Source organism: Bacillus sp. CH140a_4T (assembly GCF_008923725.1).
GTDB lineage: Bacteria > Bacillota > Bacilli > Bacillales > Bacillaceae_G > Bacillus_A.
Genome location: NZ_WBPF01000019.1, coordinates 93,954 through 120,620 on the forward strand (window position 1 = coordinate 93,954; position 26,667 = coordinate 120,620).

Genomic DNA, 26,667 nt, shown 5'->3' on the forward strand with positions numbered 1-26,667 from the left:
TACCGCTAGGTTTACCACCTTATAGTACAAAAGATATATATTAATATCTCAAATATATACTTTCTTTCCGTTCCCCTACTTTTTCTAAATAATCCAAGCATAAATTTCTCACAAACAACAAAAATTAACAGAAGTAATTTTATTCTAAAAGAGGTGGAATTTATGACAGAGCACAAAGAACAACAAGAGAGTAAAAACCAAAAGCATATGTTTCCATCACTGCCGGAAAATATTAATTACATTGAAAATAAGCTCTGTCACTCAGATGATATAAAAAAATTAGATCTCCCTTTTCAAAACGGCAAAGGGACAATCTTATATATCGAATCTTTAGCAGACCCAAATTTAATTCATCAATTAGCTCTTGAGCCATTATTAACGCGGTCTGATTTGTCTTTAGATAAAGCTTTTTCCACATTAAATATGAAAAAAGAAACAAATTTAAATTATGGTGTACAGCTCTTATTACAAGGTAAATCATTATATTTCCATGAACATGTCGACAGTTTTTGTATTTTCGAAACAGCTTTATCTTTAAAAAGAGATATAACCGAACCTGATAATGAGGGAGTTGTCCGTGGACCGCATAACGGTTTTGTAGAAGATTTAGCAACCAATTTAGCTTCTATTCGTAAACTCATAAAAAGCCCAAATTTCGTCGTTAAATATTTTACACTTGGTGAAGAAATGCATACGAAAGTGGCTATTGCTTATATGCAAAACATAGCTAATGACGATCTAGTTGCAGAAGTGAAAAGAAGGTTAGAAAAGATTAAGACAGATGCACTTATGCCTCCAGGATACATACAAGAATTTATAGAGGATACGTCTTTCTCTCCATTTCCACAACAATTAAATACAGAGCGTCCAGATAGAACTGCTGCTAATTTAATGGAGGGAAGAGTTGCTATTTTATCTGACGGAGATCCAACAGCACTTATTGTCCCTGTTACACTTTTTGCTTTCTATCAATCACCAGATGATTATAATAACCGCTGGATTGTCGGTTCTTTCGTCCGAATGATTCGCTTAGTCAGTTTTTTAATCGCCTTTCTCTTACCAGCTATATATATTGCAACCGTTGCTTTTCATCCTGATGTGTTACCGCTCGAACTTGTGTATACAATTAAAGCTTCATTAGAAAAAGTGCCACTCCCTCCGATTTTTGAAGCTCTCTTAATGGAATTGATTTTCGAATTATTACGGGAAGCTGGTATTCGTTTGCCGAGCCGCGTTGGACAAACAATCGGTATTGTAGGTGGTTTAGTAATTGGGGATGCGATTGTAAAAGCGGGACTCGTTTCTTATACGATGATCATCGTTGTAGCTTTAACTGCCATTGCGTCTTTTCTCGTTCCATCAAACGACATGAGCTCAGCAGTTCGGATTCTTCGTTTTCCATTAATGATTCTTGCTGCCATATTCGGATATGTAGGAATATCATTCGGTCTCATTATAACTTTTGTTCATTTATGCCAGTTACATTCATTTCATACCCCATATCTTTCTCCTGTCGCTCCGATGCGGGTAAAAGATATGAAAGATTCTTTCGTAAGACTACCAATTTGGTCATTTTGGGAAAGACCACATGATCCAAAGCCGAAAAAAATGCAACGACAACATGTAACGAGAGAGGATGAGAACGGTGACAAACACGCAAAGTAAAATTTCGCTAGTTCAATTTACCTTTTTCGTTATTCAATGCCAAATCGGAGTGGGCATACTTTCTCTACCGAACCGGGTTCACCCAATAGCGAAAGGTGGTGGATGGATTTCTGCTCTCATCGCTGGTCTTGCAATTCAACTTATTATTTTACTTATGTGGCTTTTCTTAAAACGATTTCCTGATGCAAATATGTATGAAAGTGTTTGTATGCTATTTGGTAATAAACTTGGAAAACTAATAGGTTTTTTTTATATTTTTTATTTTACTCTTATCGGTATGACCGTTATGTTAAACGCTTGTAACGTCATTAAAGTATGGGTCTTACAAGCCACTCCTTGGTCTGCCATTCTCATACTATTTACAATAGCTTGTTGCTATATAGCCTTTAACACCTTTAAAGTAATTGTACGATTTTATGTCATGGCTTCCATTCTTATCGTTCCAATGGCATTTTTAATTGCTCTTGGACTCACACGAGCTGACTTTTCTTATATTTTCCCCCTTACAGAAGCCGGATGGTGGAATATAATCCAAGCATCAAAGGAAACAATTACAGCCATGTATGGTTTTGAAATTATTCTGATTGCATTCCCAAAAGTAAATGGAAGTGCTGTGGCAAAGCTAAAGGCAATTTCTATCGCTAATGGATGTGTAACGATTTTTTACACTTTTACTGTTTGGATTTGCTTTATCGTATTTAGTCCAAAACAAATTGAGCTTATTCCAGAGCCAGTTGCTTACTTATTGCGCTCTCTACATATTGGAATTATAGACCGAACGGATCTGATTTTCATACCAATTTGGATGATAACTGTTGTAGCTTCTATTGCTAGTTATTATTGTGCTGCTTCTATCGGAATTGGACACATATTCAACTTTGGTAATCATAAAAAAGCCGTTCCAATCGTTGGTATTATTGCCTTTAGTGTAGCCTTATTTATAGATACGCCTGAAGAATTAAAAGTAATTGCAACTTTCACTGATAAGTTCACCTATATTTTCATAGTTGTCCTTCCGCTTTTATTTCTACTTTATTCAGTAATAAGAAATAAGAAAGGAGAACAGTATGTTCAAAAAAAGAGTTAAATTACTTTTTATATTATGTGCTAGTTCACTCCTTTCTGGCTGTTGGGATCAAGAACCATTAAGGGAGGCAAGGTTAGCTTATAGTATTGGATATGATATTACAGAAGAGAATAAACTTCAGCAAACAATCGAGCTCGTAAAAAGTTCAAACGGAGAACAATCTTCATTCGAGAATGAAATACATTCAGCAACCGGGCATAACATAAGGGATACAAGCGATGCCCTAAGAAAAGATGTGACTGGAAACATTCGCTATTTCAAATATGGTGTTCAATTACTAGGAACCAAAATTCTAAAAAAAGGTATACTACCCTATTTAGATGTCAGCTTTCGGGACCCAACAAACCCAACTGCTTTAGTAAAACTTATTGCAGTAGATGGTGAAACATCCGAGATACTAGAAAAAAAGAAAGTAGGAAATTTACTAATCGGAGATTTTCTAAAGAAAAAAGTGAAAAGCTTAGAAGATATGAGTGTATTTCCAAAAGAAACTTTAGAAACAGCTGCTACAAAAATGTTAGATCCCGGTAAAGACTTTACCCTCCCTTCTATAAAAATAAAAGGAAAAGAAGTAGTTACAAACGGGTTAGCTTTATTTAACAATGATAAATTAACTGGGCACTTACCTTTGAAACAATCTGTTTTATTCGTGTTATTAACCGGAAAAATGGGAACAAGTGCTCGTATAACCCAAAAACTTACTAGCGATGAATCAGAGAAGACATCTGATTATTTAACAATGGAAATTAGCAATCGAAAGTTAAAACGAGACTTAAAAATAACAACAGATAAAAAAGGAAATGTTTATGCTCACATTAAGCTCCAACTAAAAGTAATAGCACTTGAAGCCCCAAGAGATAATATTTATAAAATGGAAGCCAGAAAAAAACTAAATAAGGACCTATCAAAACAACTTACGAAAGAAGCGAAAAAAATAACAAACAAACTACAAAAAGCAAATTGTGATGCTTTCGGTATCGGAAGACATCTTATCGCATATCATCCTGACTTATGGAAGAAAAAAAATTGGAATAAAGATTATGCAAAAGTAAAATTCAAACCAGAAGTAGACGTAAATATTTTATATAGCGGTGTCTTAAAATAAAAAGGTTGTATGCCGCGTGGGCATACAACCTTTTATTTCGCATATCGATAGACAATTGATTCATATGGTCTTAAGTTTAGATTTGTAATATCCTTGCTTGAATCTTTATAGTTTGACAATAATACTTCTTGCTTCATTTCATCTAATTGAACATGAGCTGGTACAGAATACGTTATTCCTTCTCCGTAGAAGTTATTTATAACGAGTAGTACTTCATTCTTTAAAGTACGAGTATATGCCCAAACCTTAGCATGATCTTCATCTAAAATAGCATATTCTCCTTCTGTAATAACATCATATGTTTTTCTTAGCTCGATTAGTTTTTTATAATGATAAAATACAGAATCTTTATCTTCTAATGCCTTCTCTACATTTATTTCTGTAAAGTTTTCAGCCACTGAAATCCAAGGTGTACTTGTTGTAAAACCACTGTTCGTCTCTTCATTCCACTGCATCGGAGTACGGGAGTTATCACGAGATTTTTGTTTTAAAATCCCGATAATCTCTTCTTTTGATAATCCTTCTTCTCGCTTGATATCGTATATATTTAACGATTCTACATCGCGATATTGCTCGATGGATTCGAATTTAGGATTTGTCATACCGATTTCTTCACCTTGATAAATGTAAGGTGTGCCTTGCAACATATGCATAGCTGTCGCTAACATTTTCGCAGATTCATTTCGGTACTTTCTATCATCACCGAAGCGTGACACTATGCGAGGTTGGTCATGATTACACCAGAATAACGCATTCCATCCTCCGCCCTTTTGCATTTCAATTTGCCAATTAGACATAATCTCTTTTAATTTAATGAAATCAAAATCCGCTTGCGTCCACTTATCACCATTCGGATAATCTACTTTTAAATGATGGAAACTAAACGTCATACTTAATTCATTACGCTCAGGGTTTGAATATTTAATACAATTCTCAATTGTCGTAGATGACATTTCTCCAACTGTAATTACATCTTTCCCTTCAAAAACATTTCGGTTCATCTCTTGTAAATATTCATGAACGCGCGGGCCATCTGTATAATATTTACGCCCATCGCTTGTCGCCGTACTTCCATCATCATTTAAGAACTGTTGATCTTTTGAAATTAAATTAATAACATCTAATCGGAATCCAGTTACCCCTTTATCAAACCAAAAACGCATCATATCATATACTTCTTCACGAAGTTTTTCATTTTCCCAATTTAAATCCGCTTGCGTCTCATCAAATAGATGTAAAAAATATTGCTCTGTCTTCTCATCATATTTCCAAGCAGACCCGCCAAACTTAGATTGCCAATTATTTTTTTCATCACGCCAAATATAGTAATTACGATATGGACTATTTTTATCTTCCTTCGCTTCCTTAAACCACTTATGCTCCGTCGAACTATGATTTACAACGATATCAAGCATAATTTCAATATTACGTGCCTTTGCTTCTTCTAAAAGCTCTTCAAACTCTTCCATCGTTCCGTAAGATGGATCAATGCTGTAGTAATCACTTACATCGTATCCATTATCATTTTGTGGTGATTGGTATATCGGTGTTAACCAAATATAATCTACTCCGAGTTCTTTTAAATAATCTAGTTTCTCTGTAACCCCTTTTATATCACCAGTTTCTTTATTGTAATAGCTATTAAAGCTCTTCGGATAAATTTGATAAACTACACTTTTATGCCAATCCTTCATGTTTAACTTCCTCCTACTTCTGTTTTACTCGTTTTGCAAATAACCATGTTAATGTAAATGGGATTACAACTGCTATAATCATTCCTACAATAAATATTGGAATCGATTTCGGAATGATAGAAATAAATGCTGGTAATCCGCCAATTCCGATAGCAGGTGCTAATACACCATTTAGCGTAATAAATATAGCTGCAGTAGCCGATCCTATAATAGCTGCATAGAACGGGAATTTATTTCGTAAGTTTACACCAAACATAGCTGGCTCTGTAATACCGAAATATGCTGAAATTGCTGATGTAGATGCCATACTTTTATCATTTTGATTTTTAGAAATCCAGAACATCGCAAGTGCCGCACTACCTTGCGCAATGTTAGAAAGAGCAATCATTGGCCAAATGAATGTACCACCGTGCTGTGCAATTAATTGTAAGTCGATAGCAATAAACATATGATGCATGCCTGTAATTACAAGCGGTGCATATAATGCTCCAAACAATACTGCTCCAACTACTGGTACTGTTTCATATACACCTACTAATCCAACTGTTAATAAATCTCCAATATGACGTGTAACTGGACCAATAATTCCTAATGCTAACACACCTGTTACGACAATCGTTGTAATGGGTACAACTAATAATTGAATTGCATTTGGTACATGTTTCTTTAAGAAGATTTCCACTTTACTTAGTACGAATGCCGCTACTAAAACGGGTAGAATTTGCCCTTGATACCCTACCTTTTCAATTTGAAATAATCCTAAAATATCGAAGTACTCAATCTTTTGCCCATCTAAACCAGTTGCTGCTTTACCATAATCCCACGCGTTTAATAAGGCTGGATGCACAAGCATTAATCCCATAACGATCCCTAATATCGGACTACCACCAAAACGCTTCGTTGCTGACCAACCGACAAGTGCTGGTAAGAATACGAATGCTGTATTCGCCATCATATTAATTAAATCCCAAAGCCCACTTAAGTTTGGATATACATCTAATAAATTTTTACCTTCAAAAAATAAGTCCTTCGCCCCTAATAGATTGTTAATTCCCATTAGTAAACCAGCTGTTACGATCGCTGGTAATATCGGCATAAATACATCTGAAAATACTTTTACAAACTTTTGAACTGGGTTTAACTTTTGGTTTCCAAAGTCTTTCACGTCAGCTACTGTCGCTTCCTTCATACCTGCAAGCGTTATCAATTCGGCATATACTCGATCAACATCTCCTGGACCGATTACAATTTGAAATACCCCAGCGTTATGAAACGCTCCCTTCACTAATGAAACAGACTGCAATTTATCGTTATCTATTTTACTTTCATCTTTTAAAGCGATACGGAGCCTCGTTACACAGTGCGCAGCTTGTTCAATATTGTCTCTCCCACCAATATACTGCAACACTTCCTCTGCTGTTTTACGATAGTCTTTCCCCATATTCCCGTCCCTCTTTTCTTTTTTTGATACCGTTTACAATTACATATTAACTCGTATATATAAGTTAGTCAACACTCGTATATACGAGTTTGTTTGTTTTTATAAATTGAAATTTTAATCAGTGGGGGTTTTGTTCATCCCACACTGATTATCAGCCCTCACCAATCGGGTGCTTACGGACCGTCCGACTTCCACAAATAGCGGGATAAAAAAAAGAGATGAAACGTTATTTCGTTCCATCTCCTTATTTTCTCCGCGCCACATCCGAAAAATGAAAAATATCTAAACGATGGCGTGATTCTGTATATTCGAACTGACTTCCATCATAAAAATGCGTAAAGTTTTTCACAACGACAACATAGTCTGTTCCATTTAAATCTAAATACTTTCTATCGTCCTCTGTACATGGCTGCACTTCAATTACCCTCTGTGAGTAACTAATATGAAGACCTAATTCTTTCTCAATGTATTTATAAATGGATTCCGCTGCAATTTCACTCGTTAACCCAGGAATATATTCCGATACAAAATGATTGATATCCAAAATTACTTTTTCTCCATCAATATTTCGTACGCGTTTAATATGATCTATTTCTGTTTTCTCTTTCACATTTAATAGCTTTGCAACCTCTTTTATCGCTTTTACTTTCTCCATTTCCACGACTTCTGTAATACAATGGCGTCCTAAACGTTCATTTTCTTCTTGGAAGCTTACAATACCACCAAAGTTGAATTCAATATTTTTTCGCTTTAAAACAAAGACACCTTTTCCATGTATTTTTTGAACATATCCACGCTCTTGTAATAAATCTACAGCTTTTCTTACCGTACCTCGGCTCGCTTCATATTGCTTCATTAATTCAGTTTCTGATGGGATTTTGCATCCCTCTTTTAATTGTTTATTATCAATAGACTTGCTGATTGCTGTATAAATTTGTTCATACTTACTCATCATCTACAATAGCCCCTTGTCACCTTCTAATTCTATATGTATTATACCATGCTACACTCTTCTGCCAATCTCTCACTTATTTTCCAGTATAGGAAAAATACAGGTAAATATTTAATCTCTAAAACGTATTTTTATAAAAATTTTTATATTTTTCTTTTCATTCAAAAAAACATGTAGTATACTAACTTCAAAATCAGAGGAGAAAGGGAGCAAAGAACTATGCTTACTTACACAACAATTGTAGTTACATTTGCACAAAAACATCATCATCATACGTAACCCTTGAAACCTAGCGGAAAAATTACGCGTAGGTACAAGGGTTATTCCCGTTGTACCTACGTTAGGCGAAGAGCCATGTAGGTATTTTTTATCTACATGGCTCTTTTTTTATTGTCAAAAAGCTAGTAAAAAATGATGTTTACGCAAAAATTACTACAAAGGAGTTAACAAAAATGGAAACGAAAAAATGGGGATTATGGATTTTAACAGCTTTTGTGATTGGAAATATGGTTGGCGGTGGCGTATTTATGCTCCCAGCAAATTTAGCACAAGTATCAGGTCCAATGGGTTCTACACTTGCATGGAGTATTACAGGTCTTGGCGTATTTATGATTGCACTCGTATTTGGAAATTTAGCAATTCGAAAACCAGAATTAAAAGCAGGACCACAAAGTTATGCTCAAGCGATGTTTCCTTCCGAAAGAGCGGGAAAAGTTGCAGGATATAGTATAGCATGGGGATATTGGGCTGCGAACTGGGCTGCAACAGCATCTGTTATTATTTCCTTCGCTGGATATTTATCAACATTCTTTCCAGTTTTACAAAGTAAGCAAATTCTCTTTTCAACAAACGGATTTTCACTAGAACTCGGCAAAGGATTAACTTTCCTCGTATGTAGCCTTATGTTATGGGGAATTCAATATATTCTTTCTCAAAATATTGACCGAGCTGGAAATATGAATCTTCTTGCTACCATTGCAAAAATTATCGGATTTACAATGTTTATTGTAATCACATTATTCATTTTCAATGCTTCTAATTTCGGAGACGGTCAATCATTTATGAATGAAGCAGGACAATCCATTTCGTTAGGTGGACAAATTAATTCAGCTGCTATTGCAACACTTTGGGCGTTTATCGGTATTGAATCAGCTGTCATGCTTTCTAATCGTGCAAAATCTCAGCGCGATGTAAAAAAAGCTACCATTTTCGGATTAATTATCGCTCTTCTTATTTACATGTCAATTACTCTACTTACAATGGGCGCTCTCCCGCAAGATGCTTTAAAAGAGTCTCAAAAACCATTAGTAGACGCGCTAAATTTAGCAATTGGCAATAAAGGCGCATATATCATGGCTTTACTTGCACTTGTATCTTTGTTTGGATCTACAGTTGGCTGGATCGTTGTTAGTTCAGAAGTACCTTATCAGGCTGCAAAGAATGGACTTTTCCCTAAATTTTTCGCGAAAACAAATAAAAAAGGTAGTCCTTCAAAATCATTATTTATTACAAATGTGATGACGCAGATTTTCTTATTCTCAACGATTTCTGGTACCGTGTCAGAAGCTTATAATTTCGCTATCGTTGTAGCAACATTAGCTTATTTAATTCCATACCTTGTTTCTACGCTATACCAACTCAAACTGGTTATTACAGGAGAAACGTACGATATAATGCCTGGCTCTCGATTAAAGGATGGAATTATTACTACATTAGCATTTGTATACTCTATTTGGGTTATCAAAACCGGAACTGCTGATTTAAAAACGTTCTTCTTAGGAATCGGATTGTTCGTATTAGGTCTTATTCTTTATCCAGTACTAATGAAGGACTCACAAAAAATAAATTAAAAAAAGAGAAGCTACCGGCTTCTCTTTTTTATTAAAAATCTGTAATTAATTTTTCTTTTAACTCTCCTACAGATAAAGGTTTCGAATAATAAAATCCTTGTACGTAATCACAGCCCATAGATTGTAATAAACTTTCTTGCTCCACTGTTTCTACCCCTTCAGCAACTACTGCTAAATGTAAGCTATGGGCAATTTCAATAACAGATTTTACAATTGTTCGCTCTGGCTGTGCATGATCATAATGAAATTCACGAATAAAATTACGATCAATTTTTACTATATCCAGTGGTAGTTGTTTTAAATAATATAAGGAAGAATAGCCTGTTCCGAAGTCATCTAAAGCAATTAAAATACCCATATTTCTTAATTCTTGTAATGTAGCAATAATATAATCAAAATGTCGCACAGCAATGCTTTCCGTTATTTCTAAAATTAAACGATTTGGAGGAAAGCCCGTTCTCCTCAAAATGCTACGTACAGATAAAATAAAACGCTTTTGCATTAATTGTTGTATGGATAAATTCACAGATAACTTTAGTCCATCTTGATACTCTGGCAATGTTTTAAACAAGCGACATGACTTTTCTAATACCCAGTCCCCTAATTTTATAATAAGTCCAGATTCTTCAGCTACTGGAATAAATTCGCCTGGCGAAATCGGCCCCTCTTCTGTCGAACAACGTGCTAAAGCCTCAATACCAGTATATCGCTTCGTTTTCAAATCAATAATAGGCTGCAGCGCCACATCTAACTCTTCATCACGAATTGCCTTTTGCAAAGCAAATTCAATTTTCATTCTACGATTTATTTTTGCACGTAACTCATCTGTAAAGAAACATGCGGCATTTCTGCCTTGTTCTTTCGCACTGTACATAGCTAAATCCGAATTTTTCAATAGCGTTTCCACATCTTGTCCGTCTTGCGGATATGAGCAAAGTCCCAGACTAGCTGAAATGTATACTTCATGACCTTCAAGCATAAATGGTGCCTGAAAACATGACAACACAGATGTCGCAAGCTGCCTCATTTCATCTTGCGTATGATTTTTTGTTAACAGCACAAATTCGTCGCCACCCAGCCTAGCCAGAACATCTTTCTCTCCTAGCACATAATGCAACCGTGAAGCAACTTCGCTTAAAAGTAAATCCCCTATCATATGACCTAACGTATCATTTACAAATTTAAAACGATCCAAATCAAAATAAATCATACCAAATTCTTTTTTGCCTGCAATCATCTCGTTGACAGTCGTTATTAACTGTAGTCGGTTCGGCAAACTCGTTAAAGCATCATGATACGCAAGCTCCCTATAACGGCTTTCGCTTAAACGCAACCTCTGTTCTGCTTCTTTCCTACTACTAATATCATTTCGGATCGCAATAAATTGATATGGCTCTCCTTTTTCATTTAAAAATGGAACAATTGTTGTTTTAACCCAATAATATGTCCCATCTTTTGCTCGATTTCGAATTTCACCTCTCCATACTTTTCCGCTCAAAATACGCTTCCAAAGAACTTGAAAAAATGTTTTCGGGTGATGTCCTGAATTTAAAATACGATGATCTTTCCCTATTAACTCTTCTCGTGGATATTTGGATATTTCACAAAACTTATCATTTACATATGTAATAAGACCATTTCGGTCTGTAATCGCAACAATTGAAGACTCATCTAATGCTAACTTTAAATCTCGCAATGAAGAGTCATATAATGCATGACCTCTTTGTTCTAGCATGCGCATCTCTCCTTGCTTCCTATCTGACTAAAACACAACTTGTTTCTTTTCATAGAAATAGAGACATTTCATTTCCTAATAATCGTCCTTTACATACATCACTTTTGAAATATGCCGATTCAAATAACATAATATTATTTGTAATAAAAAGCAATATAATACCGTTTCAATTATAAATAGTTGTTTCTTATCACTATAATTAGCTTACCTTATTATAGATTCTTCATTCTCTTACATACCTTTATAACTAGCTCTATACAACCCTAGTTTCCTACTAATTCTACTTACATCTAACCTCTTTACTTTACTAGCGAAATAGACATTTGAGCATACTATACAACTATTCACGAATAATAATATAAAAATTAAAATTAGTATATATGTTTTAAAATTACAATAACAAAATATTAACATATTTTCACCTTTTTTTTGGAAATATTTTATAAATAATGTATTAAACTAAAAAAAGAGGAAAGCCTCTTTTTTTAGTTTAATACGGATATGGTATTTGCTGATAACCCGGATATGGCATTGGATATGGTGCTGGATATGGCGCTGGATAAGTTACTGGATACGGTGCTGGATAGTAGCCTCCACCTGCTGCACCCGTTAACGCGCCAGCTGTAAGCCCACCTAACACACCTCCAGCAAAACTTCCAGGGAAAAATCCACCGCCCCATGAGCCTCCACCCCAGCCCCATCCGCCACTGTGATGGTGGTGATAATCATGGTGATTGTGTCCGCCATGATGGTGATGTCCGCCATTATGATGGTGCCCTCCATGATTATGACGATAATACAATCCATTATTGTCTATATAATTCATGTTTCCCCTCTCCTTTTCCCTTTTCTCATCTTAATAGGTATTGTATGAATAGTACGAACCTTGTTGGTAACCTATATAATTAAGAAGAAGCCGCGTAATACAGATAACTATATCCTGGTCTTTATGATGCCCCTGCTACAATTCTAGAATATGGTTATAACCCTTCCTATATATAAGAGGCAAGGGTTTTGTCCCTCTTACACTGTTTATTAGCCAGCAAATAGCAGGATAATAACATAACAATATACTGTATGTAGGACAAATGCGGAAAGAATGAGGAAAATGTCTATATTTTGTAAAAAAAATAAAACACTTTATAATAAGAATGTCGGATTATACCTTTTTATATAAAAAGTTTATATTTAAGAAAGATTAGAGGAATTTTATCGAAATGAAGAAGCCTATCGTTCAATTATTAACAATATTTGTAATTATATCTATCGTTCTTTTCCTATTAAATACATCGTTTATTTCTTTATATACATTTGTCGGTGCCCTATGGTCTATTACAATCTTAGGAATTTCATTCGTTATTTTTATCGAAAATAGGTCTCCTCAAAGCACCTTAGCTTGGTTTTTAGTATTAGCACTTCTTCCTCTTGTAGGTGTCCTTTTATATGCGATTTTCGGGCGTAGCCGTTGGAGAAGAAAAAAACATCTACATCGTTCAGAAGAGCAAAGAAAGTTATTCCGTGAAATATTAGAAGGAAGACGAGTAGAATTATCACTCACAGTCCCCTTACATGAACGTTCTACACATTTAACAAAAGTCGTGCAAAAATTTGGAGGCGGACCTGCCGCAGATAAAACAACTACAAAGCTTTTAACAAATGGTGATCAAACATTCTCAGAAATTTTGCAAGCGATCGAGCGAGCAAAACATCACATACATATTCAATACTATATTTATAAATCTGATGAAATTGGTACAAAAGTTCGAGACGCTTTAATCAAAAAAGCAAAAGACGGTGTTATTGTACGCTTCCTTTATGATGGCCTCGGAAGTAACACTTTAAGAAGACGATTTTTACAACCTATGAAAGAAGCTGGTATTGAAATTGTAGAATTTGACCCTATTTTTTCAGCTTGGTTACTTGAAACTGTCAATTATCGTAACCATCGTAAAATTGTCATTGTAGATGGAGAAATTGGTTTTACTGGAGGTCTCAATGTCGGTGATGAATACCTTGGCCGTTCAAAGAAGTTTCCCGTTTGGCGTGATAGTCATTTAAAAATAGAAGGAAAAGCGTTATATAAATTACAAGCAATCTTTCTAGAGGACTGGCTCTATGCATCTAGTGGTTTGAATACTTATTCCTGGGATCAATTTATGAATAGACAATACTTCCCAGGTAAAGAAATTTCAAATGCAGAAGGCGCTGTGCAAATTGTAGCGAGCGGACCAAGCTCAGATGATAAAAGCATTCGCAATACATTATTAGCTGTTATGGGATCTGCAAAAAAATCGATTTGGATCGCTACACCCTACTTTATTCCAGATCAAGAAACCTTAACTTTATTACGTTTAAGTGCAATATCTGGCATAGATGTACGCATTTTATATCCTGGTAAAAGTGATAGTATTATTAGTGACCAAGCATCTCAGTCCTACTTCACTCCACTTTTAAAAGCCGGTGCCTCCATTTACAGTTATAAAGATGGTTTTATGCATGCAAAAATTGTACTTGTTGATGATCAAATCGCTACAATCGGAACAGCAAATATGGACGTACGTAGCTTTGAATTAAATTATGAACTTATTAGCGTACTATATGAATCAGAAACCGTTCATGATATAAAACGTGATTTTGAAAATGACTTTAATCATTCCACTGAAATTAAATGGAACGCATTCCAAAAAAGAAGTATCAAAAAACGAATATTAGAGTCTTTCATGCGACTCATTTCTCCTTTACTGTAAGCAATCAATGTAATATTGATTGCTTTTTCTTTTGTATTTCTCCCCTTTCCTTTTCTTTGCATACCATATTAAAACAAGTTATCATAAGATGTATTACTTTATGAAAATAATGTTAGGTGGGAAATACATGTTAGAACAATTTCATATACATGCTGATTTAAAACAACAGCTTTCTACAATTCACGAAAAGAATAAGCAAGAAGCCGGTGAAAATGCACATTTAATTGGAAAGAAAATATATAAAGCATCTGATAACAGCATCATTGAAGATGCTATTACAGCACTTCTCCTTGGCAAAAACATTCTATTAAAAGGGCCCACTGGTAGTGGTAAAACAGTACTAGCGGAAACTCTTTCTTCTTTATTCCAAAAACCAATGCATAGCATTAACTGTTCTGTTGACTTAGATGTAGAAGGTATTTTAGGATACAACACACTACAAACAAAAGATGGCGCATCTGAAGTTACATTCGTTAACGGTCCTCTTATGAAAGCAATGAAGAGCGGTCATTTCCTATATATTGATGAAATCAATATGGCAAAACCTGAAACGTTACCACTTCTTCACGGTGCATTAGATTACCGTAAAATGATTACAAATCCATTTACACAAGAGGTTGTATATGGCGATGACGAGTATCGTGTAATTGCAGCAATTAATGAAGGTTACGTTGGAACAAGTGAACTAAACGAAGCATTAAAAAACCGTTTCGTTATTATTGAAGTTCCATACATTCAAGGTGACACATTAAAAGAACTATTACTATCTGAATCAAAATTAAATGATGTTGCAACAATTGAAAAGTTCGTTGCATTTGCAAGCGACCTTATGCCTTTAGCTCGTGATGGACGTGTAAGTGAAGAAGCAGCAAGTATTCGTGGCATTATCGACGCATGTGATTTAGGTGTATATATTCCTGTTATGCGTGCAATTGAACGTAGTATTATCGCAAAATTAAACGATGAAACAGAACAAATGACTGTCCGTGAATTAGCAGAAAGTTATTTCTTTGAGGGATAATTCATGAGACAAATTTTTAGTGACAAAAAAATTGATGCGTCGCTGTTTCTACAAATGGAAAACTTAATGTATGCTCTTCTAAAAGAAGACGATGCCTACCTTGAGTATGGCTATAAAGCATACTACGACGAAATTGAAAAAAAGGTCGTCATTAGTCACTTTTGGGATGATCGAAAAGAAGAGGATACAGTAATCGGATTAAAAAGCGAAGTGTTTTTAAAAGCACTTGGTAATAAACATTACTCGGACATGACTTTAATTCGTTCTTATGCGATTGAATTACAAGAATCACCTTTAAAAAAGTTTTTAACACAATTATTTGTTCTATTAGAAGATTTACGTGTTGAGGAAATCGTAAAAAACTTGCGCCCTGGCACAAAACATGTTTTTAAAAGAAGAAAAGAAATGTATCGCAATTACTTTGGTTCACAAAATGAAATCAATCGTGTTCGTAACTATCACAGTGATCGTCTATTTTGTCTCTGCTATCTTTCATTAACGAGCGATAAATATGAAATGTTTAATAATGAATATTTCGAGCAAATTGAAGCAATTTTGCATGAAACATTCCAAGCTCGTAATACAGAAGACATTATGTATATCGTTGAAAAAATTCGCTATCGTTTAGAAGGACTTCTAGAAAGTGATATGCTTAATAATTATTTCGGACATGCTCCGCTTTATTTATCTGTCATTGCAGACGAAAAGAACTGTCGCGTCGAAGATTTAGCAAATGATGATACGCAGCTCATAGATGACGATGAAAATAAAAACAAAATGGATGAAAGTTTCTCCACATGGCATCGTGAAAATAAAAATAACGAAAACGAGAACTTTTTACGCTTTGAATTAGAAAGCGGAACAAAAACAAACATGATGGGCGATACTGCTCGTGAATCAGAAGATGGCGACCAAGCACTTGGTTCTGTACAAGGTACTTCTCAAAAGAGTACACAATCCAACTTTGATGGCGCTGATACAGAAGAAGCAAGAGCTTCACACGCTTCTAGCCAAAACGAGGGTGCATACGGTAAGTATAACGTTGGTGCTTCTCATACATTTAAAGAAGCTCGCAAAGCAAATACCGATGAGAAAAAAGATTACCAAGCTATCAAATCAGTCGTTAATAAAGATGTAAAAGAATTAAAGAAAATTATCGAAAAAACGATTGAGAATAAAACGAATGCAAATAGTGATAAATATTACGGAAGACTTCGTAAGAAATTCCTTCGTATTTATACTGAAAAGCAGCCGCGCATGTTTTATAAAAAAGGGCAAGAATCACAAGAACTCGACGTTGCATTCCAATTACTAGTGGACTGCTCTGGTTCTATGTATAACAAAATGGAAGAAACGAAAAAGAGTGTGGTCCTATTCCATGAAGCATTGAAATCTTTAAAAATCCCGCACGCTATTAGCGGATTTTGGGAAGATGCTTCTAGTGCTAAACCTGAAGATAAGCCGAACGTTATCCATGAGGTTGTAACGTATAAAAATTCAACGTTACCAAACGTTGGTCCCGAAATTATGCAGCTCCGCGAAGAAGAAGATAACCGCGACGGATATATTATTCGTATCGTTTCTGAAAAGCTTGCAAAAAGACCAGAAAAGCATAAATTCTTACTTGTCTTTACAGACGGTGAACCTTCTGCGCTAGACTATCAACAAGACGGTATTTTAGATACGCATGAGGCTGTCAAACTTGCTCGTAAAAGTGGTATGGAAGTAATCGGAATCTTCATCGAAGAAGGTGAAGCGAAAGAAGCAACTTATCAATTAATGAAGAACATTTATAACCATCACTTCCTAGTTGCAAATCACGCTGAAGATTTACGTCTGAAGATTAAACCACTATTGAAAAAGTTATTACTGAAGACGATTGAATAGAAAAACAGGAGCGTTGTCGCTCCTGTTTTTTTATTCAATCACTTTGTTTCTGGTTGAAACTTGTATGGAATGGCTACTTCTAATAATGCCTCGAATCCTCCATCGTAGAATGGGAATCGTTCATTTGCGATCCTTCGATCTACCCACTCTATTGCAGAAATTTCTTCTCCATCTTCCGCAATAAGTTCACCTTTTACTACATTTGCTCGGAATGTAAACAATAGCGCATGATTCCCTGACTCTTCAAAGAATTTTTCATTGATGGCAACAAGTCCACCTGCCACAGCAGCTAGACCTGTCTCTTCTTTTACCTCCCTTACTAGAGCTTCCTCTAACGTTTCACCCTTTTCAACAGCTCCGCCTGGTAATGACCAAACGTTTTGTTCTACATTATGTACCATTAATACTTTATCCGTTTCTTCATCATGTATTAGTGCATATACGACGTCAACTCTTTGCATGAGACTTCTCTCCCTCCAAAAATAATGAAGAGCCAATTCCTAAGAATCGGCTCTTCCTCTCAATTCATCACTAACTCAGCTGTGAGCTTTTTTTTTAACTTAGCCAACATGTCCGTTGTCATTTTGTCTAAATCGTATTCGGCTTTAAAGCCCCACTCTTTCATTGCTGCTGTTGCATCAATCGAATTTGGCCAGCTATCGGCGATTGTTTGACGAGCAGGATCTACAGCGTAATCCATTGTAAACGTCGGGATGTGTTTACGAATCGATGCTGCGATTTGCTCTGGCTCAAAGCTCATTGCTGTAATATTGAACGCGTTTCTATGCACAAGTTTACTTGGATCTGCTTCCATTAATGAAATGATTGCTTGTAAAGCATCTGGCATATACATCATATCCATGTATGTTCCTTCTGCAATGTATGAGGTGTATGTGCCTTTTTTAATCGCCTCATAATAAACTTCAACTGCATAGTCAGTTGTTCCGCCTCCTGGAGGAGCTACATAAGAAATTAAACCTGGGAAACGTACACCGCGCGTATCAACGCCAAACTTTTGATGATAATAATCGCATAGTAATTCTCCTGCTACTTTGTTTACCCCATACATCGTAGTAGGACGCTGAATTGTATCTTGTGGCGTATTATCTTTCGGCGTTGATGGACCGAATGCGCCAATAGAACTTGGCGTGAAGAACTTACAGTTTAATTCACGAGCTGCTTCTAATGCATTTACAAGTCCGCCCATATTTAAATTCCAAGCAAATAAAGGATTTTTTTCTGCTGTTGCTGAAAGTAAAGCTGCTAAATGAATAATTGTATCTACTTCATTACGCTTTGCAATATCATGTAGTTTTTGTCCATCTGTTACATCTAACGTTTCAAATGGACCAGACGTTACTACTTCACTATCTGTTTCACGAATATCTGTTGCAATAACATTTGATGCACCGTATACATCACGAAGTTTCATTACTAGTTCAGAACCAATTTGCCCTAAAGAACCGGTTACTAGAATTTTTTTCATTTTCCCCACTCCTCATTTGCAAGCTATTCAAAAGTTGTCCTTACTTAAATGATGCCCATTTCTTTCCCTACTTTTTCATACTTACGAATTGCTTCATCTAACATTTCTTTCGTATGAGCTGCTGTAGGCATATTACGAACGCGTCCTTTTCCTTTAGCTACAGTTGGGAACACGATAGATTTTGCGTATACGCCTTCTTCATTTAGACGCTTACTAAATTCTTGTGTTAACACTTCGTCACCAATAATACAAGGTGTAATTGGCGTTTCACTTTCTCCGATGTTAAAGCCAAGTTCTTTTAATCCTTGTTTTAAATAGCGACCATTTTCCCATAAACGATCATGTAACTCTGTGCTTTCCATTAAGATTTCAATTGATCGCATACATGCAGCTGCGTCAGCTGGTGTTAATGCTGTAGAGAATAAGAATGGACGTGAACGAACTTTTAACCAGTCAATTAAGTTTTGTTTCCCCGCTACATATCCACCAATTACCCCAATTGCTTTTGATAATGTACCAATTTGGAAATCAACTTTATCAGAAAGACCGAAGTGTTTTACAGTACCTGCACCTTTTCCAAGCACACCTGAACCGTGTGCATCGTCTACGTATGTCATTAAATCTAGCTCTTCTGCAATCTCAACAATCTCTGGTAATTTTGCAATATCTCCATCCATTGAGAAAACACCGTCTGTAATAACCATTAATTTATTGTAAAGTCCTGATTCTTTCGCTTCGATTGCCTTTTTACGTAAATCTTCCATATCAGAATGCTTATAAACGATGATTTTCGCTCGTGATAGACGACTACCATCAATGATAGAAGCATGGTTTAATTCGTCTGAAAGAATCGCATCATTTTTATCCATAACGGCTGAAATCGCTGCCATATTACAGTTAAATCCTGATTGGTAAGCAATTGCTGCTTCTGTATGTTTAAACTTTGCAATTGTTTCTTCTAATTTAATATGCAAATCTAAAGTACCGTTAATTGTACGAACAGCTCCTGCTCCAACGCCGTACTTATGAATTGCACCAATTGCTGCTTCTTGCAAACGACTATCTGTTGCTAATCCAAGATAGTTGTTTGAAGATAAGTTAATATATTCTTTTCCGCCAATTGTAATGATCGGTCCATTTGAACTCTCAAGCGGATCAATCACGTTATAAAGCCCCTTTGATTTTAAATCCTCTAAATTTTCTTCTAAAAATTTTGCAAGTGTTTTACTAGACATTGTGAAGCCTCCCATCGTTCATGTAAGCGAATTATTGTCTTAATAGTTCTAATAATCCCTCTACTAGCTTAACACGTTTTCAGAATTTATTATAGAAAAATAGCTTAAAGTAACCGCTTACAATTTTAGATTATATATGATTCATTACAAGAAATCTATCATTTACTTTTCATATTTGGTAGAATAAAAAAATATTTAAGGGGGCTTCAATCATGGCATTTACTGAATCTGATGTATATAATAACGAAGCATTTTTGGAACAATATATGAAACGAAGATATCGAGAAAATAGCCCAAATGAATCACTTGAAAAACCAGCCTTCTTTCAACTCATTGGTGATGTAAAAGGAAAACAAATTCTCGATTTAGGATGCGGTGACGCTAAATTCGGCGAGGAATTATTAGAGAATAGCTGCCTCTCTTACACTGGTATTGAAGGCTCCAAGCTTATGTATGAAAAAGCTAAAAAACAACTAGAAAATAAAAATGGCACCGTCCATTTTTTAAACCTCAAAGACTATACATACCCTCCTTCTACTTTTGATTTAGTAACATCTAGACTCGCCTTACATTATATCGAAAATCTTCCTATCATTTTTCAAAATGTGTTCCAAACTTTAAAAACAAATGGAACCTTTACCTTTAGCGTTCAGCATCCTATTATTACCTCTTCATTTGAAAGCTTGCAAACGAGCGGAAAAAGAACGAATTGGCTCGTTGATGATTATTTTAAAATGGGAAAACGGGTTGAATCTTGGATTGACCAAGAAGTTATTAAATATCATCGTACAACAGAAGAATATTTTACATTGTTGCAACAAGCTGGATTTACGATTACAAACATAAAAGAAGCTACACCAAATCAAACTTATTTTCAGAGCGAAGAAGAATATGAACGACGTTTACGAATTCCCCTCTTCCTCTTATTCTCCTGCCGAAAATAAAAAAGACGATGAATCCTCATCGTCTTTTTTCATTATCTCATTGCCTGAGCAACCTCTTTCACTACACGTCTTCCTTTTCCATGCGGGATACAAAGTGGTGTCCCAAATAACGGATCCGTACTGATTTGACATTCCATTCGGAATACATCACGTACTAGCTTCTCATCCACTACTTCTTCCGGCTTACCTTGTGCATATATTTGTTTATCTTGAATGGCTACAATATTGTCTGCATAACGGCATGCTAAATTTAAATCGTGTAATACCATAACAATTGTTCTTTGTTCTGTTTCATTTAATTCGAATAATAAATCTAGCACTTCAATTTGGTGAGTCATATCTAAATATGTAGTAGGCTCATCCAGTAAAATAATATCTGTATCTTGCGCAAGCGTCATTGCAATCCAAGCACGTTGACGTTGTCCACCTGAGAGAGCATGCACATCACGCTCAGCAAATTCTGTCATACCTGTTGCGGCAAGTGCTTTTTGTACCATTTCCTCATCTTTTTCTGACCATTGTTTCAGCCATGTTTGATATGGATAACGTCCTTGCTTTACAAGTTGCAATACTGTAAGCCCTTCTGGCGCTTGCGGTCCTTGCGGTAAAATTGCCATTTGACGAGCAATTTGCTTCGTTTGCATACTTTGAATGGCTTGATTATCTAGCAAAATGTCACCAGTTGTTGGCTTTAATAATCTAGCTAGTGAACGTAATAAAGTTGATTTTCCACAACCGTTAGAACCGATAAAGATGGTAATTTCGCCTTTTGGAATTTCTAAATTCAACTCATCAATAATAATTGCTTCACCATAAGACAGCGTCAAACGTTTCGTCTCCAATGCTTTTTGCATATTCATCTCCCTTTATGAATTCCGACTTTTATAAAGTAAATAAATAAAATAAGGTGCACCAATTGCTGATGTAAATACCCCTGCTGGAATTTCAAGTGGTGTGAAAACTGTACGCCCGATTAAATCTGCAGCAAGTACTAAAATTGCACCAACAATAGCCGCAACTGGGAGTAATGCACCGTATAAAGAACCAACTAGTCTTCGTGAAATATGAGGTGCCATTAAACCGACAAACCCAATTCCTCCGGCGAAGGCAACTGCGCCACCAATTAAAGCTGTACTCAGTAATAACATGAATACGCGTGACTTCGTTAAAGGAACACCAAGTCCTACCGCGATATCATCCCCTAGCTCTTGCGCATTTAAATGCCTAGCAGCTATAAATGATATTACCGTTAAAATGAGAACCCACGGCGCAAGCACCATAACGTTTTGCCATGAAGAACCGTAAACAGTACCTGTAATCCATACATTCGCTTGACTCGCTTGATAAATTGGCGCTAACAACATAAACAAAGTCGTTGCCGCTTTCGTTAATGCCCAAAAACCAACACCAATTAAAACAAGACTAATCGGTGATAATCCGTCATTTCTCCATGCAAATAAATATACAAAAAGCGCTACAATCGTTGCCCCAGCGAAGGCTGCTAACGGCATATAATGAATGCTTACGGTTAGCGCATTATTTTTATCACTAAATATAGCTAAAAATAATACAACTGCAACACTTGCACCACCTGTAATCCCGATGATATCAGGAGAAGCCAGTGGATTTCGAACGAGACCTTGTAAAATACATCCTGCTACAGCAAGTGCGATTCCTACAAGGATGGCAATCAAAATACGCGGCATACGAAACTTGTTTACAACCATATTTGACATCGCATCGCCATTTCCAGTAATCGCTTGCCATACATCATAAGGGGCAATTTTCATGTCTCCCATACCTGCACTCGCAAAAAATAATCCAATTAAAACAACTAATAAGCTGAATAAGACGAGACAAGCTCGTTTATACATTAAAAACGAGAGCTTGCCTTTTCCTATACGAAACGGAATATACTTCTTCATTTGCTAAGCCCTCTCTTACGTGCAATATAAATAAAGAATGGTGCCCCGATAAATGCTGTCATAACCCCTACTGGTACTTCTTGTGGCATAATGACATATCTTGCTGCTATATCAGCTAAGATTAATAGTATTGCACCTAACAACCCGCTATATGGTACTCTCCACCTGTGATCTACTCCAACAAGAAATCTGGCAAAATGCGGAGTAATAATACCAATAAATCCAATCGGACCAGCGACTGCAACTGAACCACCAGACAACAGGACAATAACAAGTAGTACGAATGATTTCATTAAAATTGTACGTTGTCCAAGTCCTTTTGCGACGTCTTCTCCCATCATCAATGTATTTACTTTCCCTGCCATCATAAGAGATGCGATCCAGCCTACTAATAAATATGGGAATACAGATTGTAAAATTTCTAACTTTCTTCCTTGCACAGATCCGGCAAGCCAAAATAATACCTCTTCAAGCGCTTTTTCATTTAACACAAGTAACCCTTGTGTTAATGATGAAAATAACGCACTAATTGCGACCCCTGCCAATGTTAACTTAAGAGGCGTTGTCCCTTCTTTTCCTAAAGAGCTAGAAGCGAATACAAGTACGGCTGCAACTGCTGCCCCTAAAAAGGCAATCCACGTGAAAGCTGATAATGATGTCACGGAAAAAATCACAATTGCTACAACTATGAAGAAGGCAGCACCTGAATTTAGTCCAATAAAATCTGGAGAGGCAAGTGGATTCTTCGTTAAAGTTTGCATAAGACAACCTGCAATGGCTAAACTAGCACCAACACTAGCTGCAATTAATGCCCTTGGTAGACGCACATTTTGAATAATAATATGTTCATTGGAACCATTAAAATGAAAAAAAGCATCTAACGCTAATTTCCAGCTCGTATTTGTATATCCGAAAATAATACTTCCCCAAATACAAATAACGACTGCAATGATTCCAACAAATAATCCAATCCATTTTGCTTGATTTGTTTTTAATAACATGCAGCGTTTCCCCTTCAATGTATAATGATACGTTGTAAGTGTATTTCAACTTAATTCTCATTGTCAACGATAATGAGAATTATTTTCATTGACAATTGGACCATGAAGTATTATTATCATGCTTGCTATTGAAAAAACTTCTCAGTATGTAGGGGGTACATAATGAATTTAACACGCAAGAAATCGTTTACAGTATTTGTATTTTTACTAGCCTTTTCATTACTTTTAAGTGCTTGTGGAAAATCAAATACGAAAGAGGAAACAAAAGAAGATACGAAAAAAGAAATGATTACGGTGGAACACGCAATGGGAAAAACAGAAGTTCCTGCTAATCCAAAACGTGTAGTTATTTTAACAAATGAAGGAACTGAAGCTTTACTTGAACTAGGTGTGAAACCAGTTGGAGCTGTAAAATCTTGGACTGGTGATCCATGGTATCCACATATTAAAGATAAAATGAAAGATGTAAAAGTTGTTGGTGATGAAGGACAAGTGAACGTGGAAACAATTGCTTCTTTAAAACCAGACTTAATTATCGGTAACAAAATGCGTCACGAAAAAGTGTACGAGCAACTAACAGCAATTGCACCTACTGTGTTCTCTGAGACGCTACGTGGTGAATGGAAAGATAACTTCAAATTTTATGCAAAAGCATTAAATAAAGAAAAAGAAGGTCAAAAGGTTTTAACTGATTACGAAAAACGTACAAAAGAATTACAAGGAAAACTAGGCGATAAAGTAAATCAAGAAATCTCTATGGTTCGCTTCATGCCTGGTGATGTTCGTATTTATCATGGCGATACATTCTCTGGTGTTATTTTAAAAGAACTTGGATTTAATCGTCCTGGTGATCAAAATAAAGATGACTTTGCAGAACGTAACGTTTCTAAAGAACGTATTTCCGCAATGGATGGCGATGTATTATTCTACTTCACATTCGACAAAGGAAACGAGAAAAAAGGCTCTGAATTAGAAAAAGAATATATCAATGATCCTCTATTTAAAAATTTAAATGCAGTGAAAAATGGTAAAGCATACAAAGTTGACGACGTTATTTGGAATACAGCTGGTGGTGTAATGGCTGCTAACCTACTATTAGATGATATTGAAAAACGCTTTGCTAAATAATATTTCCTTAACCAGCTCTCCTTCTATGGAGCTGGTTATTTTTCAATTCACTTAAATGTCACATTATTTCATTTTGTATTTTTATTCCCAATATGTTATATTATAAAAGTAAATAGAATGTATTTTCTTTATATCAGAATAAATATTTTAATCTAAATTTTCTGATTAATCACTATTTTATTTTCTTTTAGAATTCAATTATTACATTTGAAAACGCTTATCATCTCGTTTTCAGGGCAAAATACAGTAACGGTTGAAGAAAAATAGAAATTTTTTAGAAATTTTCTTTCTATTTCCATATAATTCTATTGACTTCTAAATATTTTGTAAATTAAAATGATTACATAAATATCCGTTATACAGGATTAGGGGGAAACAAAAATGGATGCAGCTTTAAAATTAGACAAAGCTGGAGAGCAACAATCACCAAAAAAACATCCACCAGGGTTATACTTGTTGTTCTTTACAGAGGCATGGGAAAGATTTAGTTATTACGGAATGCGCGGCTTATTAGTTCTTTATTTAACAACGAGCTTAGTAAGCGGTGGTTTAGGATTTGATAAAGCAGTTGCAGTTCAAATTTACGGTATTTTCACAATGCTTGTATATTTCACACCTATTATTGGTGGTTGGTTAACTGACCATTTCATTACGAAGCGACATGCCATTACTATTGGTGGTATCATCATGGCAATTGGTAACTTTGTATTATTCTCAATGAACACAAAAACTGGACTTTTCTTAGGATTAGGATTATTAGTTATTGGTAACGGATTCTTCAAACCAAATATTTCGACTTTATTAGGTCAATTATATAGCGAAAACGATTCTCGTCGTGATAGTGCCTTCACTATCTTCTACATGGGAATTAACTTAGGGGCTCTTATCGCTCCATTCATTTGCGGTTACTTCGCAGATTATAGATACGGTTTCTTAACAGCTTGTATCGGTATGATTATTGGACAACTTGCCTTTAATTTCTTAGCACCTCGTTACTTAGGGTCTATTGGAACAACTGTTGTCGGTAAAAAGTCTAAAGAAAAAAATGCAAAAGCAATTGAGAAAAAGCCTTTAACAACACAAGAGAAAAAACGTACTACTGCAATTTTAATTTTAACTTGTTTCGTTGTATTCTTCTGGGCAGGATTTGAACAAGCTGGTAGTTCTTTAACACTTTACACAGATAAGTTCGTGGATCGCACAATCGGTGGATTTACAATTCCAACACCTTGGTTCCAATCTGTAAACCCACTATTCATTATCTTACTAGCATTACCGGTTTCTGCATTATGGATTAAACTTTCAAAAACGAAAAATGGTGACTTAAAAATCCCAACAAAAATGGCATTTGGTATGATTTTACTAGGGATTGGATATTTAGTTCTAACTTTAGCTGTATTAAAAACTGGTAGCGATGAAGGTAATATTGCAATGAAAGCAAACTTACTATTCATTGTATTCACTTACATGTTCCACACAATCGGTGAGTTATTCTTATCACCAATCGGATTATCTATGGTAAGTGCAATCGCTCCTGTTAAATTAGCATCATTATTAATGGGTGTATGGTTAGCTGGTACTGGCTTCGCAAACTTATTAGCAGGACAATTAGCTGCTTTCACTCAATCTTTAGGATATTTAGAAGTATTCGCAAGCATCGGTGTCATCGTAATCGTGCTAGGATTAGTACTTCTTATGTTCTCTAAGAAAATTGCACATATGATGGAATAAGAAATAAAAAGACGCTTCTAAAATTAGAAGCGT

General features: G+C 35.6%; 21 protein-coding genes. 10 read left to right on the forward strand and 11 right to left on the reverse strand.

Going from position 1 to position 26,667, the window contains the following annotated elements:
- Window positions 1–162 precede the first annotated feature (162 nt).
- The 3 genes from gerKA to gerKC are packed head-to-tail and all read left to right on the forward strand — an operon-like array spanning window position 163 to window position 3,857.
- Window positions 163–1,665 carry a spore germination protein GerKA gene (gerKA, locus tag F8162_RS20700; protein ID WP_151635685.1) on the forward strand — a complete coding sequence of 501 codons (1,503 nt, stop codon included), beginning with the start codon at window positions 163–165 and terminating at the stop codon, window positions 1,663–1,665.
- The gene (locus F8162_RS20705; RefSeq protein ID WP_151635683.1) at window positions 1,646–2,752 is read left to right on the forward strand and encodes a GerAB/ArcD/ProY family transporter; all 1,107 of its coding nucleotides are present in this window, start codon (window positions 1,646–1,648) and stop codon (window positions 2,750–2,752) included. Before gerKA ends, F8162_RS20705 begins: the two co-directional genes overlap by 20 nt.
- Window positions 2,733–3,857, forward strand: a complete 1,125-nt coding sequence (gene gerKC, locus F8162_RS20710; RefSeq protein WP_151635681.1) for a spore germination protein GerKC — start codon at window positions 2,733–2,735, stop codon at window positions 3,855–3,857. The genes F8162_RS20705 and gerKC overlap by 20 nt, the downstream gene beginning before the upstream one ends.
- Window positions 3,858–3,889: 32 nt before the next feature.
- Here gerKC and treC read toward each other — a convergent pair whose 3' ends face one another.
- The 3 genes from treC to treR all read right to left on the reverse strand — a co-directional run bounded on the left by treC (window position 3,890) and on the right by treR (window position 7,947).
- Window positions 3,890–5,551 (reverse strand): alpha,alpha-phosphotrehalase, encoded by a 1,662-nt coding sequence (treC, locus tag F8162_RS20715; RefSeq protein WP_151635679.1) that lies wholly within the window; start codon window positions 5,549–5,551, stop codon window positions 3,890–3,892.
- 13 nt (window positions 5,552–5,564) lie between these two features.
- Window positions 5,565–6,992, reverse strand: a complete 1,428-nt coding sequence (gene treP, locus F8162_RS20720) for a PTS system trehalose-specific EIIBC component (protein ID WP_151635677.1) — start codon at window positions 6,990–6,992, stop codon at window positions 5,565–5,567.
- Window positions 6,993–7,236: 244 nt separating this feature from the next.
- A complete protein-coding gene (gene treR / locus F8162_RS20725) occupies window positions 7,237–7,947 on the reverse strand; it encodes a trehalose operon repressor (protein ID WP_151635675.1) in 711 nt (236 codons plus the stop codon).
- Window positions 7,948–8,396: 449 nt separating this feature from the next.
- Here treR and F8162_RS20730 point away from each other — a divergent pair, with 449 nt between their 5' ends.
- On the forward strand, window positions 8,397–9,794 hold the full coding sequence (locus tag F8162_RS20730) for an amino acid permease (RefSeq protein ID WP_151635673.1): 1,398 nt from the start codon (window positions 8,397–8,399) through the stop codon (window positions 9,792–9,794).
- A gap of 31 nt (window positions 9,795–9,825) precedes the next feature.
- On the opposite strand, the gene F8162_RS20735 is transcribed toward F8162_RS20730, so the two are convergent.
- The gene (locus tag F8162_RS20735; RefSeq protein WP_151635671.1) at window positions 9,826–11,529 is read right to left on the reverse strand and encodes a putative bifunctional diguanylate cyclase/phosphodiesterase; all 1,704 of its coding nucleotides are present in this window, start codon (window positions 11,527–11,529) and stop codon (window positions 9,826–9,828) included.
- Window positions 11,530–12,019: 490 nt separating this feature from the next.
- Window positions 12,020–12,355, reverse strand: a complete 336-nt coding sequence (locus F8162_RS20740; protein WP_151635669.1) for a cobalt transporter — start codon at window positions 12,353–12,355, stop codon at window positions 12,020–12,022.
- A 391-nt stretch (window positions 12,356–12,746) separates the two neighbouring features.
- On the opposite strand from F8162_RS20740, the gene F8162_RS20745 reads away from it, so the two are divergent.
- From F8162_RS20745 to F8162_RS20755, 3 genes are all read left to right on the forward strand, one after another.
- Window positions 12,747–14,276 carry a cardiolipin synthase gene (locus F8162_RS20745; RefSeq protein ID WP_151635667.1) on the forward strand — a complete coding sequence of 510 codons (1,530 nt, stop codon included), beginning with the start codon at window positions 12,747–12,749 and terminating at the stop codon, window positions 14,274–14,276.
- Window positions 14,277–14,403: 127 nt separating this feature from the next.
- Window positions 14,404–15,297, forward strand: coding sequence for an ATP-binding protein (locus tag F8162_RS20750; RefSeq protein WP_076542363.1), 894 nt, complete (start codon window positions 14,404–14,406; stop codon window positions 15,295–15,297).
- A gap of 3 nt (window positions 15,298–15,300) precedes the next feature.
- Window positions 15,301–17,184, forward strand: a complete 1,884-nt coding sequence (locus F8162_RS20755; RefSeq protein ID WP_151635665.1) for a vWA domain-containing protein — start codon at window positions 15,301–15,303, stop codon at window positions 17,182–17,184.
- Window positions 17,185–17,222: 38 nt separating this feature from the next.
- Here F8162_RS20755 and F8162_RS20760 read toward each other — a convergent pair whose 3' ends face one another.
- From F8162_RS20760 to F8162_RS20770, 3 genes are read right to left on the reverse strand one after another with little or no spacing between them, the layout of a single operon-like run.
- The gene (locus F8162_RS20760) at window positions 17,223–17,645 is read right to left on the reverse strand and encodes an NUDIX hydrolase (protein WP_151635663.1); all 423 of its coding nucleotides are present in this window, start codon (window positions 17,643–17,645) and stop codon (window positions 17,223–17,225) included.
- Window positions 17,646–17,704: 59 nt separating this feature from the next.
- Window positions 17,705–18,670, reverse strand: coding sequence for an L-threonine 3-dehydrogenase (locus F8162_RS20765; RefSeq protein ID WP_151635661.1), 966 nt, complete (start codon window positions 18,668–18,670; stop codon window positions 17,705–17,707).
- A gap of 44 nt (window positions 18,671–18,714) precedes the next feature.
- Window positions 18,715–19,905, reverse strand: a complete 1,191-nt coding sequence (locus F8162_RS20770) for a glycine C-acetyltransferase (RefSeq protein WP_151635659.1) — start codon at window positions 19,903–19,905, stop codon at window positions 18,715–18,717.
- A gap of 212 nt (window positions 19,906–20,117) precedes the next feature.
- Between F8162_RS20770 and F8162_RS20775 the strand changes: the two genes are divergently transcribed.
- Entirely contained in the window at window positions 20,118–20,849 is a 732-nt protein-coding gene (locus F8162_RS20775; RefSeq protein WP_151635657.1) for a class I SAM-dependent DNA methyltransferase, read from the forward strand.
- 32 nt (window positions 20,850–20,881) lie between these two features.
- Here the strand turns inward: F8162_RS20775 and F8162_RS20780 are convergent, their stop codons facing one another.
- From F8162_RS20780 to F8162_RS20790, 3 genes are read right to left on the reverse strand one after another with little or no spacing between them, the layout of a single operon-like run.
- A complete protein-coding gene (locus tag F8162_RS20780) occupies window positions 20,882–21,703 on the reverse strand; it encodes an ABC transporter ATP-binding protein (protein ID WP_151635655.1) in 822 nt (273 codons plus the stop codon).
- Between the two features lie 12 nt (window positions 21,704–21,715).
- Window positions 21,716–22,774, reverse strand: a complete 1,059-nt coding sequence (locus F8162_RS20785) for a FecCD family ABC transporter permease (RefSeq protein ID WP_151635653.1) — start codon at window positions 22,772–22,774, stop codon at window positions 21,716–21,718.
- Window positions 22,771–23,775 carry a FecCD family ABC transporter permease gene (locus F8162_RS20790; RefSeq protein WP_151635651.1) on the reverse strand — a complete coding sequence of 335 codons (1,005 nt, stop codon included), beginning with the start codon at window positions 23,773–23,775 and terminating at the stop codon, window positions 22,771–22,773. The genes F8162_RS20785 and F8162_RS20790 overlap by 4 nt, the downstream gene beginning before the upstream one ends.
- A gap of 162 nt (window positions 23,776–23,937) precedes the next feature.
- Between F8162_RS20790 and F8162_RS20795 the strand changes: the two genes are divergently transcribed.
- Both F8162_RS20795 and F8162_RS20800 read left to right on the forward strand, forming a co-directional pair.
- Window positions 23,938–24,903, forward strand: a complete 966-nt coding sequence (locus F8162_RS20795) for an ABC transporter substrate-binding protein (RefSeq protein WP_151635649.1) — start codon at window positions 23,938–23,940, stop codon at window positions 24,901–24,903.
- A gap of 381 nt (window positions 24,904–25,284) precedes the next feature.
- Entirely contained in the window at window positions 25,285–26,634 is a 1,350-nt protein-coding gene (locus F8162_RS20800) for a peptide MFS transporter (protein ID WP_063261600.1), read from the forward strand.
- Window positions 26,635–26,667: the final 33 nt, after the last annotated feature.

Bases quoted from the DNA above. Each gene is read 5' to 3' on its own strand.
- gerKA (WP_151635685.1), top strand. From the start codon at position 163: ATGACAGAGCACAAAGAACAACAAGAGAGTAAAAACCAAAAGCATATG.
- gerKC (WP_151635681.1), top strand. From the start codon at position 2,733: ATGTTCAAAAAAAGAGTTAAATTACTTTTTATATTATGTGCTAGTTCA.
- treC (WP_151635679.1), bottom strand. From the start codon at position 5,551: ATGAAGGATTGGCATAAAAGTGTAGTTTATCAAATTTATCCGAAGAGC.
- treP (WP_151635677.1), bottom strand. From the start codon at position 6,992: ATGGGGAAAGACTATCGTAAAACAGCAGAGGAAGTGTTGCAGTATATT.
- treR (WP_151635675.1), bottom strand. From the start codon at position 7,947: ATGATGAGTAAGTATGAACAAATTTATACAGCAATCAGCAAGTCTATT.
- F8162_RS20730 (WP_151635673.1), top strand. From the start codon at position 8,397: ATGGAAACGAAAAAATGGGGATTATGGATTTTAACAGCTTTTGTGATT.
- F8162_RS20735 (WP_151635671.1), bottom strand. From the start codon at position 11,529: ATGCTAGAACAAAGAGGTCATGCATTATATGACTCTTCATTGCGAGAT.
- F8162_RS20740 (WP_151635669.1), bottom strand. From the start codon at position 12,355: ATGAATTATATAGACAATAATGGATTGTATTATCGTCATAATCATGGA.
- F8162_RS20745 (WP_151635667.1), top strand. From the start codon at position 12,747: ATGAAGAAGCCTATCGTTCAATTATTAACAATATTTGTAATTATATCT.
- F8162_RS20750 (WP_076542363.1), top strand. From the start codon at position 14,404: ATGTTAGAACAATTTCATATACATGCTGATTTAAAACAACAGCTTTCT.
- F8162_RS20755 (WP_151635665.1), top strand. From the start codon at position 15,301: ATGAGACAAATTTTTAGTGACAAAAAAATTGATGCGTCGCTGTTTCTA.
- F8162_RS20760 (WP_151635663.1), bottom strand. From the start codon at position 17,645: ATGCAAAGAGTTGACGTCGTATATGCACTAATACATGATGAAGAAACG.
- F8162_RS20765 (WP_151635661.1), bottom strand. From the start codon at position 18,670: ATGAAAAAAATTCTAGTAACCGGTTCTTTAGGGCAAATTGGTTCTGAA.
- F8162_RS20770 (WP_151635659.1), bottom strand. From the start codon at position 19,905: ATGTCTAGTAAAACACTTGCAAAATTTTTAGAAGAAAATTTAGAGGAT.
- F8162_RS20775 (WP_151635657.1), top strand. From the start codon at position 20,118: ATGGCATTTACTGAATCTGATGTATATAATAACGAAGCATTTTTGGAA.
- F8162_RS20780 (WP_151635655.1), bottom strand. From the start codon at position 21,703: ATGCAAAAAGCATTGGAGACGAAACGTTTGACGCTGTCTTATGGTGAA.
- F8162_RS20785 (WP_151635653.1), bottom strand. From the start codon at position 22,774: ATGAAGAAGTATATTCCGTTTCGTATAGGAAAAGGCAAGCTCTCGTTT.
- F8162_RS20790 (WP_151635651.1), bottom strand. From the start codon at position 23,775: ATGTTATTAAAAACAAATCAAGCAAAATGGATTGGATTATTTGTTGGA.
- F8162_RS20795 (WP_151635649.1), top strand. From the start codon at position 23,938: ATGAATTTAACACGCAAGAAATCGTTTACAGTATTTGTATTTTTACTA.
- F8162_RS20800 (WP_063261600.1), top strand. From the start codon at position 25,285: ATGGATGCAGCTTTAAAATTAGACAAAGCTGGAGAGCAACAATCACCA.